We start from the raw sequence: 18,292 nt of genomic DNA on the forward strand, positions 1-18,292 counted from the left end.
AGCAATACCATCGAACATCTGGCAGAAAATTTCTGGAACATCCGCGGCGACTTCAAGATTGCCAAGGTCCTCAACATCGGCACCCACATGTCGCTCGTGCGGCGGCCGAACGGCAAATTTGTGCTGCTGGATTCCTACGATCTGGATGCGGATGACCAGCGCGAACTGATGGCGCTGACAGATGATGGCAACCAGATTGAAGCGGTGCTGAATGTCCACCCGTTTCACACCGTGCATTGCAAATCGATCAAGGAAATGCTGCCCCATGCGCGGTTGATCGGGACCAGGCGGCACCATAGCGAAGCTGCGCATCTCGACTGGGATACCGACCTGATTGAAGATGAGGCCACCCAGCAGCAATTTTCCGATACGTTCGATTTTTCAATTCCCGACGGCGTGGATTTCATCCCCGAGGATGAGAGTATTCATGTCAGTTCCATTATTGTGCGGCACCGTGAAAGCGGCATCATCCACGTGGATGATACGCTGATGTTCCTGGATGTGCCGGCATTGCTGGAAAAATTCGGCCCCGGCCCGCGCCTGCGGTTCCATCCCAATCTGGCAGGCGGCCTGGAAAAACGCGCCGGCGCCGCGGATGATTACATCCGCTGGGCCAAACAGCTTGGTCAGGACTGGGCGGATACGAAAATCATCTGCGCGGCGCATAAGGGCATCATGCGCCTGACGGACCAGACCTTTTCTGACATCATCGACAAGGCGCTGGAACACTCGATGCAGACGCTGGACGAGCACCGCGAAAAATATGGCTGAAAGCAGCGCTGTCGCTGCGTTTCAAATTCCTGATACCCCCTCTTTCTAAACCCAAGGCAATCCCATGACCGACAAACCCCTGCAAACAGTCAATCCGCTCACCGAAAAGGTTCTCGAAACCTATGCGATCATGTCGGACGAAGCGGCCATGGATGTAGTCCAGCAAAGCCATGACGCGTTTCTGGAATGGCGTTTGAAAAGCCTTGAGGAACGGGCCAGTGTCATCAGCGCCATTGGGGCAGAGCTGCGCAAGCGCAAGGAAGAATTCGCCCAGTTGATGACCGATGAAGTGGGCAAATTGCTTAGCGATTCCCGCAATGAAATCGAATTATGCGCCAGCATTTGCGATTATACCGCCAAGAACGGGCCCGGGATGCTGGCGGATGAAGAACGCGAATTGCCCAAGGCGCGCGGGCTGATCACTTATGCGCCGCTGGGCGTGATTTATGGCATCCAGCCATGGAACTTCCCCTGCTATCAGGCCATCCGCTATTCCATCTCCAGCCTGATGGTGGGCAATGGCGTGCTGTTGAAACACGCCGAAAACTGCACCGGCAGCGGCCTGATGCTGCGCGATATTTACGAAGCTGCTGGCCTGCCCGAGGGTCTGTTCGGGGTGCTGTTGATTACCCATGACCAGTCCGACAAAATCATCGAACACAGGCTGGTGCGCGGCGTGACGCTGACCGGCAGTGACAAGGCCGGCCGCGCCGTGGCGCAAAAGGCGGCGTCGGTATCAAAGAAAACCGTGCTGGAGTTGGGCTCTAATGATGCATATCTGGTGTTTGATGATGCCGATCTGGATCTGGCGATCAAGGCCTGCGCGCGCGGCCGATTGTTCAACAATGGCCAGACCTGCGTCAATGCCAAGCGTTTTATCGTGACGGAAAAGAACTATGACGCCTTTGTCGAAGGCTATGCCGCCATCTTCAAGGATGCGACCATGGGCGACCCGAATGACGAAGCAACCAAGCTGGGGCCGCTGGTATCATGCAGCCAGCGTGACCAGGTGCATTCCCAGGTCGAAAAAAGCGTGGCCAAGGGCGCGAAAATTGTCGCTGGTGGCAAAATTCCCGAGGGTGAGGGTTGGTTCTACCCGGCTACTGCGCTGGTCGATGTCGCCCCCGGGCAACCTGCCTATGATGACGAGATTTTCGGGCCCGTTGCTGCCATTATCAAGGCCAAGGACGATGAAGACGCCATGCGTATCGCCAATGAAAGCCGCTATGGTCTGGGCGGCGGTATCTTCAGCAAGAATGTCGAACGGGCGGTAAAAATGGCCGCGACCCACTTCGATACAGGCATGGTGAACATCAACACGTACACCATTGCATCGCCATCCATGCCCTTCGGCGGAGTGAAGGATTCAGGTTATGGCCGCGAACATGGCGAAGTCGGGCTGAAGGAATTCGTCAACGTGAAATCCATCACGATCGCTTCCTGAAATGGCTGATACTCTGCGCTGCGATGTCGCAATAATAGGCGCTGGCACAGCGGGACTGGCGGCGGAACGCGCTGCCCGTTCCAACGGGGCAAGCACCCTGCTGATCGATCCGGAATATCGTGGCACCACGTGCGCTGCAGTGGGCTGTATGCCGTCCAAACTGTTGATTGCTGCGGCCCATGCTGCCCATGCGGCCAGTTCTGCGGCCATGTTCGGGGTAAATGTCGGGCAAGTGACCATAGACGGAAAGGCCGTGATGCAACGTGTCCGCGACGAGCGGGACCGGTTTGTGCGGCTGACCAAGGAAGGGATCGAGGAAATCCCCGCTTCGATCCGGATCAAGGGGCGCGCCGCCTTTACCGCGCCGGGCTGCATCAGCCTGGATGATGGCCGCCAGATTGACGCTGCCAGCATTGTAATTGCCACCGGTTCTGCGCCCTTTGTGCCGGACGAATTTGCCAATCTGGGCGAACGGGTTCTGACCAGTGACAGTATTTTTGAACTGGAAGATCTGCCCGGGCGGCTGGCAGTGATCGGGTCGGGCGCAATCGGGCTGGAAATGGCGCAGGCGATGGCACGGCTGGGTGTGGCCGTGACCCTGTTTGACAAGGGCGAGCGGCTGGGCGGCATTCGCTGCGACAAGGTGCATGCCGCGCTGAAGGACATTCTGGCAGACGACCTCGATCTGCAACTGGGCGTCAATGTCGCCGCCAGCGCATTGGACGACAGCATCTGTCTTGAATGGAGCGGTGCATCAAAAGGCCGGGCGGATTTTGATTACATATTGGTAACGACGGGCCGCCCGCCCAATCTGGACAGTCTCAACCTGTCTGCATCCGGCCTTGAACTGGATGATGATGGGGTGCCGGTGCATGACCGGCAGACCATGCGATGCGGCGATAGCGCAGTGCACCTGGCGGGCGATGTGGCGCAGGATTTGCCGGTGCTGCATGAAGCATCGCATGATGGCGCGATTGCGGGGCGCAATGCGGCGGCCTATCCGGCGCCGGTCAAGACGGATCGGTTTACCAAATTCAGCCTTGTTTTCACCACCCCGGCAGTCGCCCGGATCGGCCAGTCCGAAGACGAGGGCGTGGTTACGGGCACTGCAGATTATAGCGATCAGGGCCGCGCGCGGGTCGAAGGCAAGAACAGGGGGGTGCTCACCCTGTATGCGGCAGCGCCCGATGGCCGCCTGATTGGCGCGGATCTGTGCACACCTGGCAGCGAACATCTGGCGCATATGCTGGCCTGGGCCATTCAGCAGGACCAGACGGCCAGCCAATTGCTGACCATGCCGTTCTATCATCCCACGCTGGAAGAAGGGCTGAAACAGGCCTTGCGAACCATTTGCGCGGCTACCCCCATCGCCCTACCCGACAGTCAGGATAGTGGCGCACCATCCGGTGCCTGACCCGGGCTGACGCGCATTGGCCAGATTATTGACCAGTCTCTGAATCCCGCAAGGCCTCGCCTTTTCGCGCTCTTTTTGGGAACCCTCGTATTTTCCCTTAAGGCGCGAATAGCAGCGTGCTAGCGATGTTGCTGTTATCCCGAAGGTTCCACAATCCACGGAAATTTCGAGGGATAGCAATGGATTACAGAGCAATTGACCGCGCTTCGGCATCACCTGTGGAGGTGAGCCTTGATGGCCGCACTGCCGAGCGATTTACCTTGATGATGCGGACGGCCAAGCTGATGACGGAGGTGGCGGAATATCTGTGCGTCATCCGCGATGTGTCATCTTCCGGCCTTAGTGCCCGCCTGTTTCATCCGCTTGCGCCGGTCGGCCGCGTGACGCTGGAAATGCAGACAGGGGACCGTCATGTGATGTATCCGGTGTGGCAGCGCGAGGGCGAAGCAGGCTTCCGCTTCTGCACCCCGGTCGATGTGGAAAGCATGATCCGCAATTGCAGCCGTTTCGCCAAGCGCGAGCTCAGATTTGCTGCGGACATAGACGTAGACCTTCATGCCAGGGGGAACTGCAGCGAAGCCATCTTGCGCAATTTCTCGCAGCAGGGCGCCATGCTTGAATGTGCTGACCATTTTTCGCTGGGGCAAGTGCTGCGGCTGGAAAGTGACCACTTCCCCCAGACTGTGGGCCGGGTGCGGTGGCGCATGGGCAACCGTTACGGTCTGGCATTCGATAGCACGATCCAGATGCTGGAACTGGCCAATCTCATAGTCAGGATGAACCGCACCGCGCCAGTTACCATGGACAGCCCTGCCATCATCGGCATGCGGAGCGTCACTTAACCAACCTTTAACCACTTTCCTTCACTCTCGGGGTAATTACAGGACCGGGGGGGCGTATGACGGAGATGACTGCAGACAGCTTGGCCGGCACCTATCAATCAGCGGCCACCGCGCCTGCACCCGCAGATGGCAGCAGGGCAGCCTGATGAACATCCGGCTAGAGCGCAGACGCCCGGCCTTTGCGCCTGAATTATACGCCCGCGCGGCGCTGGCATGGACCATGATCTGTGCGCTGCTGCTGGTCACCAACATGGACGCAATTGCCAATCTGCGGTTCGGCCATCCCGATGATATCATGCGGCTGCAACAGGTGCGTGATCTGCTGAACGGCCAGAACTGGTTTGATCTGGCGCAGCACCGGGTTGATGCAGCGGCAGGCGGGGTGAACTTTGGCTGGTCGCGCCTTGCCGATCTGCCGCTGGCCGCGACAATTGGGTTCCTGTCTATTTTCATGTCCAGCGCAGCCGCAGAAGCCATTAGTGTGGTGGTGGTGCCATTGCTGGCGCTGGGTCTGGCAGTGCTGCTGGCAGGGCGCATTGCGTGGCGGCTGGTGGGGGAAGAAGCGGCCGGGCTTACCTGCCTAGCCATGGCCCTGTCCGTGCCGCTGATTTCCCAGATGCGCCCATTAAGCCTTGGGGATTATGGCTGGCAAGTGGTGCTGGCCCTGGCGGCGATGAACGGAATGATGGCCCGCAATCCGAAAACCGGCGGGTGGATGACAGGCATTGCGCTGGCGCTGTGGCTGGCAATTTCGGTCGAAGGCCTGCCAGTGGTCCTTGCCATCTGCGCGATTGCCGTGCTGCGCTGGCTGCGTGACCGGCGCGACCATGGCTGGCCGGTGCATGTGCTGGCATCCCTGGCCAGTACATCCGCGGTTCTGTTTGCGGTGCTGAATGGCGCGGATTTTTCCATGAATGACTGCAGCCGGATTGCCCCTGCCCATCTTGCGGCATTCGCTTTATTTGCAGGCTGTGTCTGGGGGCTTTCCCGGCTGGAACCGCTACCGCGTGCGGCGCTGGTTACTGCCTTGGCCAGCACCGGGGCTGGATGCGCGGCATTGTTCTACTTTGCAGCGCCTGTTTGCGGTGTTGGCGGCTTGTCCGGTGGCACTACTACGGCAGCGCCATTTCCCTTCAGCGGTATCGGCGCCAGTTTGCCGGTATGGCAGCAATCACCCATGCTGGCCGTGCAAATCGTGGTCCCGCCGCTGATTGCGCTGCTCGCCACGCTTCAGCTTGCGGGCAAAAGCGCAGGCTGGCTGCGCCAGTGGTGGCAGGATTATGCCCTGCTGCTGATCGCGGCGCTGGCAGTTTCCTTATGGACAGCGCGGGCTGGCGCGGTGGCGGGCGCGCTTGCGGCCATTCCGCTGGGCTGGCAGATCTCGCAATGGATACGCAATGCACGCAACATGCGTCGTCCGGGCAAACGGGTGCTGGCCCTGGCAGGCGCGGCGCTGGCGCTGCTTCCGGCCATGCCGCTGACGCTGCTGGCCATCGCGATGCCCGCGCAGGCATCGCTGGGACAAATGCCGAAACCCGCTGTTTCCTGCGACATGAAGCCGCTGGCAGCGATGCTGACGGGCGCGCAGGCAGGCGAAATTCTCGCGCCGGTGGATCTGGGCGCGCATCTGCTCGGTTATACGGCGCATTCGGTCATCGCCGCGCCGCAGCACCAGTCTGCTGCACAAATGCGCCAGGTGCAGGCCATCTTTACCGGCGATCCCTCGGCCGCGCGCGAAATAGTGCGGGCACGCGGGACAGCCTATGTGGCGCTTTGTCCCGGCCACACAGAACCTGCCCTTTATGCCGCCGCTGCGCCGCACGGACTGATGGCACAACTGCTGAACGGCAATGCGCCTGCATGGCTGAAGCCGATTTCGCCCGCCGGAACGGGCGGCATTCAAATCTGGAAAATAGCGCTTACGCCGGCCTGAAATCCATCGCATCGCCATTCATGCAATAGCGTTTGCCGGTGGGCTGCGGCCCGTCGTTAAACACATGGCCCAGATGCCCGCCGCAATCCGCACAGAGAACTTCGGTTCTGGGATAGCCGATTTTGTAATCAGTATCCGTCACAATCCCGCCTGCCAGCGGTTTCCAGAAACTGGGCCAGCCAGTGCGGCTGTCGAATTTGGTTTTCGACGAATACAGCGCATTGGCGCAGCCAGCGCAGACAAAAGTGCCAATGCGCTTTTCCTTGTCCAGCGGCGACGAATAGGGACGTTCGGTGCCCGCCTGACGCAGTACGTAATATTCCTTCGCTGTCAGCCGCTTGCGCCATTGTGCATCGCTCAACGCCTTGGGAAAACTGCGCGCTTCTGCCCGGCCAGACCCGCAGCTGGCCAGCACCACGCCTGATGCAGCCGTGCCCAGCCAGCCAAGCATGGACCGCCGCGAATTCCTGCCATTCAAAATCATGCCAAATCCTTTATGCCCCGGCCTATTTCCGGTCTTTGTTCCTGCATAGAGATACGGACCGAACGGCAAAAAGGTTTCAGCTGGTTGCGCCGGGCGCGCGTCAGAAGTGAGTGATTTCCACTTCCAGCTTGCGGAAGCCATGGACAAAATTGGCGCGCACCCGCTCCACATCACCGGCCACATGCACCCGCATCCGCCGCTTGTGCATTTCTTCCAGCAGCAGGCGAAGTTGCAATTCTGCCAGCCGCGCACCGACACACCGATGGACGCCATAGCCGAAGGAAATGTTCCGCCGTGCATTCTCGCGGGTGATGTCAATCTTGTCGGGGTTGTCGAACACCGTCTCGTCGCGGTTGGCGGAAAGATACCACATGACGACCTTGTCGCCTTTCTTGATCTGTTCGCCGAACAGTTCGGTGTCTTCCGTGGCAGTGCGCCGCATGTGGGAAAGCGGGGTCTGGTAACGGATGCATTCCTGCACCGCATTGGGGATAAGATCGGGGTTTTCCTCGAACAATTTGCGCTGGTCGGGGAATTTGTCGAACCCGTGAATCATGCCGGACATGGTGTTGCGGGTGGTATCGTTCCCGCCGACAATCAGCAGCACCAGATTGCCCATGAATTCCAGCGGGTCCATCTGGTTCATGGCCGGGCTGTGGATCATCATGGAAATTAGGTCGGGGCTGGGCTCTTCATTGGCCTTCTTCATCCATAATTGCTGAAAATAGGCTGCCATTTCATGCAGGATTTCGCGGCGCTGCATGTCCAGATCGCGGGCGAGGGACAATTCGGTATCGCCCGCCCAGTCTGACCAGTAAGTCAGCAGATGGCGGTCTTCCCACGGGAAATCGAACAGGATCGCCAGCATCCCGGTGGTCAGCGGGATGGAGACCTTTTCAACCCAGTCGAACACTTCGCCTTCGGGCAAACTATCCAGCAGTTCTGCCGTGCGCTGGCGGATTTCCACTTCCATCCGCTTCATTTCGGCAGGGGTAAAGGCAGGCGCGACGGTGCGCCGCTGGCCGGTATGTTTGGGCCGGTCCATGGCGATGAACATGGGCAGCTGGAACCGTTCCTCGCCTTCTGCAAGTTCCTGTTCCCAGTCCGGGTCGGTAATGGTGATGCCGCCATGTTCCCAGCTTGACGAGAACAGTTCGGGCAGGGATTCGACGTGCTGGATGGCCTTGTGCTGGACCACGTTCCAATATGCGCCGAACGGGCTTTCCGGCACATAATGCAGCGGGCCCTTGGCGCGCATTTCGGCAAAGATGGGCTGCCACCTGTCTTCCACGTAAATATCGCTGCGGCTGACATCGAACTTGTGGCTGTGGGTGGGCCGGTTCTGCGGATTGGCTGCCAGATATTGCGTCAGGGCATCAAACGCAGTGGGCGATGTGCGGCATTTGGGCATTTCCTGCCCAGCGGGATCTGCAACTTTGGTCGCCATGAAATCTCTCTCTCCTGAGTCGCAGCCTTACCGGCTGGCGATCTTCAGGATGCATCCTGCGCTTACTTACCGGCTTGTCAATAGTGGGTTGCAGTTTGCGACCTATCCTTGCGCCAGCACGTAATGATGCTGCGCGGCAAGGCTGCAAATCTGGTCCGGCGCATGGCCCGGTGCTGGTCAGGCAGCGGGTTTGCGGGACCACCATTTGCGGCCGCTTTTCACGCCTTGCGGGCCGGACTTCATCACGCGTGAGCGGAACAGTGCTGCGCCCATCTTGACCAGAATTCCAGTGGCCAGCACCTGATAGCCAATGGCCAGCACATGGGGCCAGAGGGCTGCCTGCTGCGCGGCGCGCCCCAGCATGGCATAGGGTGAACTGAGCGGGAAAATCACCGCCAGCGTTTCGATCGGCGATCCGATGTCGTTGACTGCAAAGGTGGCGAGGAAAAATACCGCCAATTGCAGGATGGTGGCGGGCATGGACAGGGTCTGCACATCGCGCACGGTAGGCGCGAGCGAACCGATGGCGAGGAATATCGAGCCAATCAGCAGATAGGCCATCGCAAAATAGACCAGGAACAGGGCGCAAAACACCGGCCAGCCCACGGCAGGTTCGGGCAGCGGGCCAATTGCGCCGGCACCCAGTGCCAGCACGGCACCGCCCAGCCCGCCCCACACCGCAATACCGACAAAACTGATCGCCAGCATGGCAAACAGCTTGCCCAGAAACACGGCATCCATGGGAATGGCGGCTGCCAGCACTTCGATGATCTTGTTGCCTTTTTCTTCCACCAGATTGGACAGCACCATCCCTGCCAGCAGCATGGTCAGCAGGAACAGCAGCGTCAGCGAGCCAGTGGCAATGGCCGCGTTGGAACTGCGCTTGCTGGCAACGCTGCTTGCGGTCGGCTCCAGCGAAACGGCAGGATAGCTGCCCGTGTCGCCGCGCGCCGTGGCCGCGATGAGGGCGACGGGGCCTTTCCAGCTTTCAATCCGCTCGTCAGGCCCGATCAGCCGCGGTGCGGCGAGCGACCCTGTCAGGACTGCGGCGACATTGCGGTCTGCATCTTCCAGCAAAGCCTGCGGGTCCATCTTTGCGCCACTGCCAGCACCAGTGCCAGCATCAGTGCCGGCATCAGCACTCAGGCCCGATGTTGCAGGCACGAAGATTTCGGGCATGCGGGTCAATTGTTCAAGCTGGCCGTGGGCAGCGACAAATGCCGCGCTCTCGCTGGCATCCAGCGCCACTGCCATGGTCGGATCTTGCGATCGTTCGGCCGCTTTGGCGCCCAGCATTCCGGCACCGCCGCTGATACCAAGGAAGAAAATCGGCCCGAGCAGGAAAAACAGGAACGCCTTGCTGAACAAAACGGCCTGAAAATCCCGCCGCGCGATAATATAGGCCGCCTGCCACAGCGACAGGCGCGCATTTTCGATAGGCCCGGAGTTGCCATTTTCTCTGGCGTTCATCGCACTGTCTCCGCCAATTTGTCTTCTTCCAGCGCGCGCGCGGCAGCTTCACCGGCGATATGGACGAAAGCATCGTGCAAACCGGCCCGTTCGATGGATAGCGACAGGATGCCTGCCTCGCCTTCGATCAGCGCCCTGAGCAGCGGTTCGATCCCGCTTTCCGGCAGGGAAAACATCCAGAAATCCCCTTCCCGGCGGGCATCGGCAGGCAGGGCGTCACGCCAGCGGCCTTCATGGGCCTGCGTTTCCAGCCGCACTTGCGCCGGGATCCGGTCACGCGCTTCATCCACAGAACCGGCATAGGGCACTTTGCCGCCGGCAATGATCGCCACACCTTCGCACAGGCGTTCTGCATGGGCGATGACGTGGGTGGAGAAAATCACCGTCGTGCCATCTGCCGCCAGATCGCGGATCATCCGTTCCAGCTTGCCCTGATTGATCGCATCAAGGCCCGAAAACGGCTCGTCCAGCACCACCAGGCGCGGCTGATGGACCAGAGTGCCGAGCAGTTGGACCGTTTGCGCCATGCCTTTGGACAATTGGCGGATCTGCCGGTCAGCGGCATGGCCCAGATCGTGTTTTTCCAGCAATTCGCGCCCGCGCCTTTTGCCTTCGGCCAGCGGCAGCCCGCGCAAAGCACCCAGAAAGCCGATTGCCTCATACGCTTTCATGGACGGGTATAGGCCGCGTTCTTCGGGCAGATAGCCAATCATCCGGGCAATATCGTGCGGGCGATCATGGCCCAGCACCCGGCGCACACCGGCGTCAGGGTCAATAATGCCGAGAAGCATCCGCAAAGTGGTGGTCTTGCCCGCGCCATTGGGGCCAAGAATGCCGTAAATTGCCCCTTGCGGCACAGCCAGGTCCACCCCGTCCACTGCGGTTGTCCCCTCGAACCGTTTGACCAGCCCGATGGCTTCTATCGCCAAAGGAGCACCTGTATTGAGGCCCCCTGTATTGAGACGGGTGATGTCGGGGGCGTGATTGTCGGCATTGCCCAATCCGCTGCGTTCGCTTAGCGCCATATCCATGTTTGCTGATTAACCAGCAGGCGTGAACGGGAGCAACCCCAAGAATGGTTAACACCGAAACCATTGCTGATGTGCACCGGCAGTTGCAGCAGGGTCTGGTGGCCGAAGCCAGGCGGTTGGGGTTTGCGGCAATCGGCTTTGCACCCGCTGAAGACAATCCGCTTCAGGCAGAGCGGCTGACCCAGTGGCTGGACGCGGGCCACCACGGCACGATGGACTGGATGGAAAGCCGCAAGGATGTGCGGCAGGGCCCGCAATCCATGTGGCCGCAAGCTGCCAGCGTGATTGCGCTGGGCATGAGCTATGCCCCCGCGCACGATCCGCTGGCGCTGGCCAATGCGCCTGACCGGGCGCGTGTTTCGGTTTACGCGCAGGGCCGTGATTATCACGATACGGTCAAGAAAGGGCTGAAGGCGCTGGCCCGCTGGCTGGTGGCGCAGGCACGCACTCTGGACCTGCCGGAACCGCAGCTGAAAGTGTTTGTCGATACAGCGCCGGTGATGGAAAAACCGCTGGGCCAGGCAGCGGGGCTGGGCTGGCAGGGCAAACATACCAATCTGGTCAGCCGTGATCATGGCAGCTGGCTGTTTCTGGGCGCGATCTATTGCACGGTGCCATTCGTGCCCGATGACGCGCATGATGACCGGTGCGGTTCCTGCACAGCGTGCCAGGCGGCGTGCCCGACAGATGCGTTTCCGCGAGCCTATCAGCTGGATGCGCGGCGCTGCATTTCCTACCTGACGATCGAGCACAAGGGGCCGATACCGGAAGAATTCCGCAAGGCGATGGGCAACCGCATCTATGGCTGCGATGATTGTCTGGCGGTTTGCCCATGGAACAAATTTGCCGATGCAGCCGCGCGCAACAGGGCATTTTTGCCCCGCGCGGAACTGGTCGCGCCCGCACTAGCTGATCTGCTGGCGCTGGATGACACGGCGTTTCGCAGCCTGTTTTCAGGTTCCCCTGTCAAACGCATCGGGCGCAGCAGATTTGTTCGCAATTGCCTGATTGCGGCGGGCAATAGCGGCGATGCCGCGCTGGCAGCGCAAGTGCAAACCCTGTGCGCTGACGATGATGGAGTGGTGGCAGAAGCCGCCAGCTGGGCGCTGGCCCAACTGGCGCCCTTGGCCCCGTTGGCCCCACCCGAGCAGAACGCAGGCTAGAGCAGATCTTTGAGCGGCAGAGCCGCATCCGCCAAAATCGCCGGATCGGGTTCCAGCCGCGCTTCGATCAGCTTGCGGCCCTGGACATAATCCTTGACCGAATTGACACAATCGATCGCGATGACCCTCCCTTCCTTCAGATAAAGGACCGAGAAACGGTCCGTGGCCGGATCGCCCCGCAGAACGGTCTGGTCATGGTCCAGTGACAGACCGGCGGTCTGCAATTTCAGATCATACTGGTTGGACCAGAACCACGGGAAGGCATGATAGGGCTGCTTGTCCCCGCAAATCGCCCGCGCCGCAGTGCTGGCCATGTCATTGGCGTTCTGCACGGATTCCAGCCGGATCACGCTGTTGTCGGCATAGGGGTTGGCGTGGGCCGCGCAGTCCCCGATGGCATAGACATCATCCAGCGTGGTGCGGCAGAATTCATCCACATCCACCCCGTTGCCGCCAGCCGCCCCTGCTGCAATCAGCGGCCCTGTGGCAGGCACGATCCCGATGCCGACCACCACCATATCGGCGGGAAGCACTTCGCCATCTTCCAGCCTGACACCGCTGACCGTGCCATCACCTTCAATCCGTTCGACAGTGACATTCAGCCGCAGGTTCACGCCGTGGGCGCGGTGGCGGGCTTCGAAAAATTCCGACAGTTCCTTGCCGGCAACGCGCGCCAGAACGCGTGATTGTGCTTCCAGCACGGTTACGCTGCAGCCCAGCTTGGTCAGCACTGCGGCCGCTTCAAGGCCGATATAGCCGCCGCCCACCACCACCACGCGTTTGGCGCCAGCCGCCAGTTCGGCTTTCATCCGGTCAACATCGGCGCGGTTGCGCACTGAATGGATACCGGCAAGATCGGAACCGGGGCAGGACAGCCGCCGCGGATCACCGCCTGCGGCCCAGATCAGCTTGCGATAGGAAATGCGGCTGTCATCACCCAGCGTGATGGTGTGGTCCATCCAGTCCACCGCAGCCACATAATGGCCCAGCCTGAGGTCAATGTCCTTATCCGCCCAGAATTGCACCGGGCGGATCTGGATGCGTTCAAACGGCTTTTGCCCGGCGAGATATTCCTTGGACAAAGGCGGGCGTTCATACGGCGGTTCGTTTTCCCGCCCGATGAGGATGACGGAGCCTTCAAAACCGTTTTGCCGCAAGGCGATGGCCGCCTGCGCCCCGCCATGCCCGGTTCCCACAATTACAACATCTGCATGATCCATGGCAGGTGGTTTGGCGCAATATGGCCGTGGGTCAAGCCTCTATCGGGCGCAAAACAGGCGTGGGGCTGCTCGCCGCCGCGCCTGTTGCCCAGCCTATCTTGCCCAACCTGTTTTACCCGGCCTGTCTTACCCCGACTGCCTTACCCGGCGATAGTCGAGCAGCCGCCCAACCTAACGGCCCAGAATGTTGCGCGCCTGGCTGGCAATTTGCGCCAGCATGGCAGGGGCCACAGGGGTGCGTGCCTGCGCCCGGCTGATCATGGCGCGGAACTGGCGGATGGCGGCGGCATTATCGTCCGCCCAATTGGTAACTGCGCCTGCCGGGTCTGTTTTGGCATCCTTGCGGCGGGACAGGCGGCGCAGGAAATCAAGCCGCATCTGCTGGAAATCCCGCGCTAGGCCAGCCACCAGCAGCCGTTCCCACACATCGGATGGCTCCATCAGGGCAGCGGTGCCCTGCGCCCAGTCCAGCCCCAGCCTGCCGCCCAGATCGGTAAAGGCGCTGGTCAGCTTTTGCGCGCTGATCCCGGCGTCGAGAGACAGCCGCGCAAGACCCACAGAACCATCGATGTCGAACAGATGGGCCACTTCTGCGGCGATTTTTTCCGGTGCGCCTGCCTGTGCAAAGCCAGCCCGCAATTTTGCTGACTGCTGCCGCGCTTCGGCAGCCAGCAGACTGTCCTTGGCGACCGACAATTCCTGCACTCCCTTGGCCAGTTCGCCAATGATGCGCGATGGCGGCGCCGTGCTGGCACCTGTCCGCAGCAAGTCTGCCATCTGGCCGCGCATGGCAGAGGCCGTGCGGTCGAACAGCATCAGACGCGCAGCTTCCGGCATTTTTACACTGTCGAGCTGGGCCCACAGGGCGCCAATGTCGAACAGGCGTTCGGCTGCCACAAATGCGCCGGCAACCTGCGCCAGTTCCACGCCTTCTTCTTCGGCCAGTTCGAACGGATGAACCAGCCCCAGCCGGTTGACGATGCGGTTGGCCAGCTGGGTCGCGACAATTTCGCGGCGCAGCCGGTGGCCCAGTATCTGGCTCTTGAATTTCGTCCGCATCGGCGCGGGGAAATACTCCAGCAGCGGCGCTTCCATGCTTGGGTCGTCAGGCAGGTTGCTCCGCTCGATCGCATCTTGCAGCACCAGCTTGGTGGATGACAGCAGCACGGCCAGTTCCGGCCGGGTCAGGCCAATACCGTCCGCCGCGCGGCGGGCCAGCGCTTCGCCATCAGCCAGCCCTTCGGTGCGCCGGTCCAGATCACCGCGATCTTCCAGCGCTTCGATCAGGCGCATTTGCGCGGCGGTGGATTTGGCTCCGCCGGTTTCGGCAATGGACAAGGCCAGCGCCTGCAGCCGGTTATCTTCCAGCACGATGGCAGCGACATCGTCGGTCATGGATTCCAGCAGGGTCACACGTTTGGCCTCGGACAGTTTACCGCCACGTTTTGCCGCTGCCAGTGCGATCTTGATGTTCACTTCATTGTCGGAACAGTCCACGCCTGCCGAATTGTCGATGAAATCGGTATTGGAACGCCCGCCAGCCAGCGCAAATTCGATGCGGCCTGCCTGCGTGATGCCAAGATTTGCACCTTCGCCAATAACCTTGGCGCGGACCGTATCGGCATCTATCCGCAGGCCGTCATTGGCCGGATCACCGACGGCAATGTTATTTTCCGCAGATGCCTTGATGTAAGTGCCAATTCCGCCAAACCAGAGGAGATCGGCAGGGGCTGCCAGAATGGCTGAAATAAGGGCTTCAGGTTCCATCTCCTTGGCATCAATACCCAGCACACGGCGGGCCTGAACCGACAGCGGAATTTTCTTGAGCGATCTGCTGAACACCCCGCCACCCTTGGAAATGAGCGACGAATTGTAATCTTCCCAGCTTGAACGCGGCAGGTTGAACATCCGGTCCCGCTCTTTCCAGCTGGCAGCAGCGTCAGGATCGGGGTCGATGAAAATATGGCGATGGTCAAACGCGGCCACCAGCTTGATGGCCTTGGACAATAGCATGCCATTGCCAAACACATCGCCCGACATATCGCCGCAGCCGACCACCTTGATGGGATCGGTCTGCACATCCACGCCCATTTCCAGGAAATGGCGCTGCACCGATACCCACGCACCGCGCGCGGTGATGCCCATGGCCTTGTGGTCGTAGCCGTTGGAACCACCACTGGCAAAAGCATCGTCCAGCCAGAAATTCCGCGATTCCGCGATGCCATTGGCAATATCGGAAAAGCGCGCCGTGCCCTTGTCCGCAGCGACCACGAAATAAGGGTCCTGCCCGTCATGGATGACCACGCCTTCGGGGTGAATGATTTTATCATCCACGATGTTGTCGGTGATCGACAGCAGGGTGCGGATGAACACTTCGTAGCTGGCCTGGCCTTCGGCGGCCCACGCTTCGCGGTCCTTGTCAGGCGATGGCAGCAGCTTGGGGTAGAAGCCGCCCTTTGCGCCCGTTGGCACAATGACAGCATTCTTGACCCGCTGCGCTTTCATTAGGCCGAGAATTTCGGTGCGGAAATCGTCCCGCCTGTCAGACCAGCGAAGGCCGCCGCGGGCCACTGGCCCGGCGCGCAGGTGGATGCCTTCCACCCGGCGCGAATAGACGAAAATCTCGCGCCACGGCACTGGCTTCGGCATATTGGGCACCAACGCGGAATCGATCTTGAATGCCAGCGCTTCGGCGGCGGCGGGGGCAAACACATTGGTCCGCAAAATGGCATTGATGACGGATTGATACAGGCGCAGCAGCCGGTCATCGTTAATCGCGGCCACTTGCGCCAGGCCCTGTTTGATGGCCTGCTGCGCCGATTGCGCTGCCGCATCACGGTCACCCTTGAAGGCCGGGTCGTGGCGGGCGTTGAACAGATCAACCAGCGCCATGGTCACCGCAGGCGCGCGGCCCAGCGCATCGACCACGGTATAGATGGTAAAGCCCATGCCGACCTGGCGCAGATAACGGTAAAATGCCCGAAGCCAGTCAGTTTCGCGCGCAGAAAGGCCGGTGCTGATCACCAAACGGTTGAATGCGTCATCTTCGGCAGAGGCATTCAGGACAGCGGCAATCGCCTGTTCGATGGCATCGCTACGGTCCAGCAGGCCAGCAGCGCGGTCGCCCTGGGGCAGGGTGAGAATGTAATCATGGATGGTGCCAAGGCGCCCGTCGTCCAGTTCCGTTGGCGTTTCTGCCATGACCCGGAAACCGAAATTTTCCAGCGCCGGGACCGAATCGGACAGCGGCAGCGCGCCTTCGTTTTCATAGATTTTCAGCCGCAGCTGGTTTTCTGGATCACCTTCCAGATGATACAGCCGCGCATCGCGCTGCATCACATGGCCGAGCGCATGTTCCGCTTCGGACAGGTTCAGATGGCGCATCCGCAGGATGTCGCGCGCAGCCTCCGCCGCGCCGTAACTGCTGCGGTAGCCAACCGGAAATGCCTCGGCATAACGGGTGGCAATGGCAGCAGCGCGCCCCGGTTCGCACGAGGCAATAAGTTCGCCTTCCACCGCTTCCGACCAGCCGCGCAGCATGTTTTGCAAACGGGCTTCAATGTCGCGTTCGCTATCGACATTGTGGCCAACATTATGGACGCCGCGAATATCCAGCACGAAGCGCAGCATGGCCAGATTGCCGCCTTCCACCTGCAGGCTCCAGTCCAGCAATTCGGCATTGGCGCCCTGTTCCAGCAATGCCTGGATCTGCATCCGCACCTGGGTGGACAGCATATCGCGCGGCAGCCAGACAAAGGCGAACAGATGGCGTGACAGCGGGGCTTCGACCATGGCGAGGCGTGGGCGGGGCCGGTCCACCAGGCTCATCATGGTGGTGGCCACGCGTTCGATGTCCTGTCTGGGGAAACCGATGACCAGATCATGCGGCAATGCAGTCAGCGCATGGACCAGCGCCTTGCCGGCATGGCCCTTGTTGTCGAACCGGAATTTCTCGATCAGCTGCGACATCTGCGTGCGCAGCCGCGGCACTTGGCTGGGGGCTGCGGCCAGCGCGGCGCTGGTCCACACCCCTGCATGAACGGACAATGCGGCAACCGCGCCATCTTCCATGACAGGCACGATAAACAGGTCCAGCGGCACGCGGCGATGCACCAGCGATACACGGTTGGCCTTGACGATAAGAGGCACCAGCCGGTCCTTGTCGGACGCTTTTTCAAACCATTCAAAGGCCCGGTCATATGATTGGTCGGCCAGAATCTGCTTGGCACTGCGGCGGCAGATGCCCAGCAATTGCGCCTGGCTGCCGTCGCGGCGGCGCGTCAGATGGCCCAGCTGGGTCAGCATTCCGCCTTCCAGCCAGCGCAGCAATTCTGCGCCTTCTTCATCTTCGATCCGGTCAGCATCTTCGCGCATCATATCGCGCATTTTCGGCCAGTCGGTCACGGCTGCACGCACATCGGCCAGGGTCGTGCGCAGCGCCTTTTCCAGATCGCGGCGCTGGCGCGCGTCAATCCGGACCGTTTCGATGTAAATCATCGATTCCAGCGGCGTTTCACCGGTTTTGGCCTTGGGGATGGATTGCAATGTTCCATCCTCCGACCGGCTGACGGGCACCACAGGATGGACCAGGCGGTCAATCGACAGGCCTTGCGCGGCCACGGTCGATGCCACCGAATCGACCAGGAACGGCATATCGTCATTGACGATAGCAATTCGCATGAAGCGCCGCTCGTCACTGGCTGAAACCAGCGCCAGCGCCGGCTCGCCCGCTTCGCGCGATGCCGCAGCGTCGGTCAGGAAAGCGGCAGCTTCTGCCAGCTTGTCGTCAGCAAAGGGCGTGTCACCGGGCAGCAGGGAATGGCGGACATGGGCGGCGAGCGCCATGACCTGCCCTTTGTGGCCCGCGGTATCGCGGTTCTGGCCGCGAGGTGTCTTTTGATCCGATGCGGTGGTTTTCGAACCCATCCGTCCAGCTCCTGCAGGCCTTTGTGGCCTTATTATTATGTTGCTGCACCGTGCAGCATAAATACGCGAATAGGCCGATGTGTCGCGGCCTGCAAGCCGCGTTGCAAGGGATTATTTGCATGCCTTACTCATGCCTTCCGCCCGCAT

12 protein-coding genes are annotated in these 18,292 nt (G+C 60.7%); 6 read left to right on the plus strand and 6 right to left on the minus strand.

Annotated elements, in window-relative coordinates:
* Positions 1–87: 87 nt before the first annotated feature.
* The 5 genes from GRI44_RS11275 (at position 88) to GRI44_RS11295 (ending at position 6,404) form a co-directional block, all read left to right on the plus strand.
* Positions 88–771, plus strand: a complete 684-nt coding sequence (locus GRI44_RS11275) for a hypothetical protein (protein WP_232843119.1) — start codon at positions 88–90, stop codon at positions 769–771.
* Between the two features lie 64 nt (positions 772–835).
* A complete protein-coding gene (locus GRI44_RS11280; protein ID WP_160601872.1) occupies positions 836–2,215 on the plus strand; it encodes an NAD-dependent succinate-semialdehyde dehydrogenase in 1,380 nt (459 codons plus the stop codon).
* Between the two features lies 1 nt (position 2,216).
* On the plus strand, positions 2,217–3,629 hold the full coding sequence (locus GRI44_RS11285) for a dihydrolipoyl dehydrogenase (protein WP_160601873.1): 1,413 nt from the start codon (positions 2,217–2,219) through the stop codon (positions 3,627–3,629).
* A gap of 179 nt (positions 3,630–3,808) precedes the next feature.
* Positions 3,809–4,471 (plus strand): PilZ domain-containing protein, encoded by a 663-nt coding sequence (locus GRI44_RS11290; protein WP_160601874.1) that lies wholly within the window; start codon positions 3,809–3,811, stop codon positions 4,469–4,471.
* 145 nt (positions 4,472–4,616) lie between these two features.
* Positions 4,617–6,404, plus strand: a complete 1,788-nt coding sequence (locus tag GRI44_RS11295) for a hypothetical protein (RefSeq protein WP_160601875.1) — start codon at positions 4,617–4,619, stop codon at positions 6,402–6,404.
* On the opposite strand, the gene msrB is transcribed toward GRI44_RS11295, so the two are convergent.
* From msrB to GRI44_RS11315, 4 genes are all read right to left on the minus strand, one after another.
* Complete coding sequence (gene msrB / locus GRI44_RS11300) at positions 6,391–6,888, minus strand: peptide-methionine (R)-S-oxide reductase MsrB (RefSeq protein WP_160601876.1); 498 nt, start codon at positions 6,886–6,888, stop codon at positions 6,391–6,393. The genes GRI44_RS11295 and msrB overlap by 14 nt on opposite strands.
* Positions 6,889–6,988: 100 nt before the next feature.
* The gene (locus GRI44_RS11305; protein WP_160601877.1) at positions 6,989–8,335 is read right to left on the minus strand and encodes a cytochrome P450; all 1,347 of its coding nucleotides are present in this window, start codon (positions 8,333–8,335) and stop codon (positions 6,989–6,991) included.
* 177 nt (positions 8,336–8,512) lie between these two features.
* Positions 8,513–9,805: an ABC transporter permease gene (locus tag GRI44_RS11310; RefSeq protein WP_160601878.1), complete on the minus strand. Its 1,293-nt coding sequence runs from the start codon at positions 9,803–9,805 to the stop codon at positions 8,513–8,515.
* The gene (locus GRI44_RS11315) at positions 9,802–10,836 is read right to left on the minus strand and encodes an ABC transporter ATP-binding protein (RefSeq protein WP_160601879.1); all 1,035 of its coding nucleotides are present in this window, start codon (positions 10,834–10,836) and stop codon (positions 9,802–9,804) included. The genes GRI44_RS11310 and GRI44_RS11315 overlap by 4 nt, the downstream gene beginning before the upstream one ends.
* Positions 10,837–10,880: 44 nt before the next feature.
* Here GRI44_RS11315 and queG point away from each other — a divergent pair, with 44 nt between their 5' ends.
* A complete protein-coding gene (gene queG / locus GRI44_RS11320; protein WP_202386329.1) occupies positions 10,881–11,999 on the plus strand; it encodes a tRNA epoxyqueuosine(34) reductase QueG in 1,119 nt (372 codons plus the stop codon).
* Here queG and GRI44_RS11325 read toward each other — a convergent pair.
* Together GRI44_RS11325 and GRI44_RS11330 are read right to left on the minus strand one after the other, a co-directional pair.
* Positions 11,996–13,219: an NAD(P)/FAD-dependent oxidoreductase gene (locus tag GRI44_RS11325; protein WP_160601880.1), complete on the minus strand. Its 1,224-nt coding sequence runs from the start codon at positions 13,217–13,219 to the stop codon at positions 11,996–11,998. The genes queG and GRI44_RS11325 overlap by 4 nt on opposite strands.
* 171 nt (positions 13,220–13,390) lie before the next feature.
* The gene (locus GRI44_RS11330) at positions 13,391–18,145 is read right to left on the minus strand and encodes an NAD-glutamate dehydrogenase (RefSeq protein WP_408609198.1); all 4,755 of its coding nucleotides are present in this window, start codon (positions 18,143–18,145) and stop codon (positions 13,391–13,393) included.
* Between the last annotated feature and the right edge of the window lie 147 nt (positions 18,146–18,292).

This window comes from Allopontixanthobacter confluentis (assembly GCF_009827615.1).
GTDB lineage: Bacteria > Pseudomonadota > Alphaproteobacteria > Sphingomonadales > Sphingomonadaceae > Allopontixanthobacter > Allopontixanthobacter confluentis.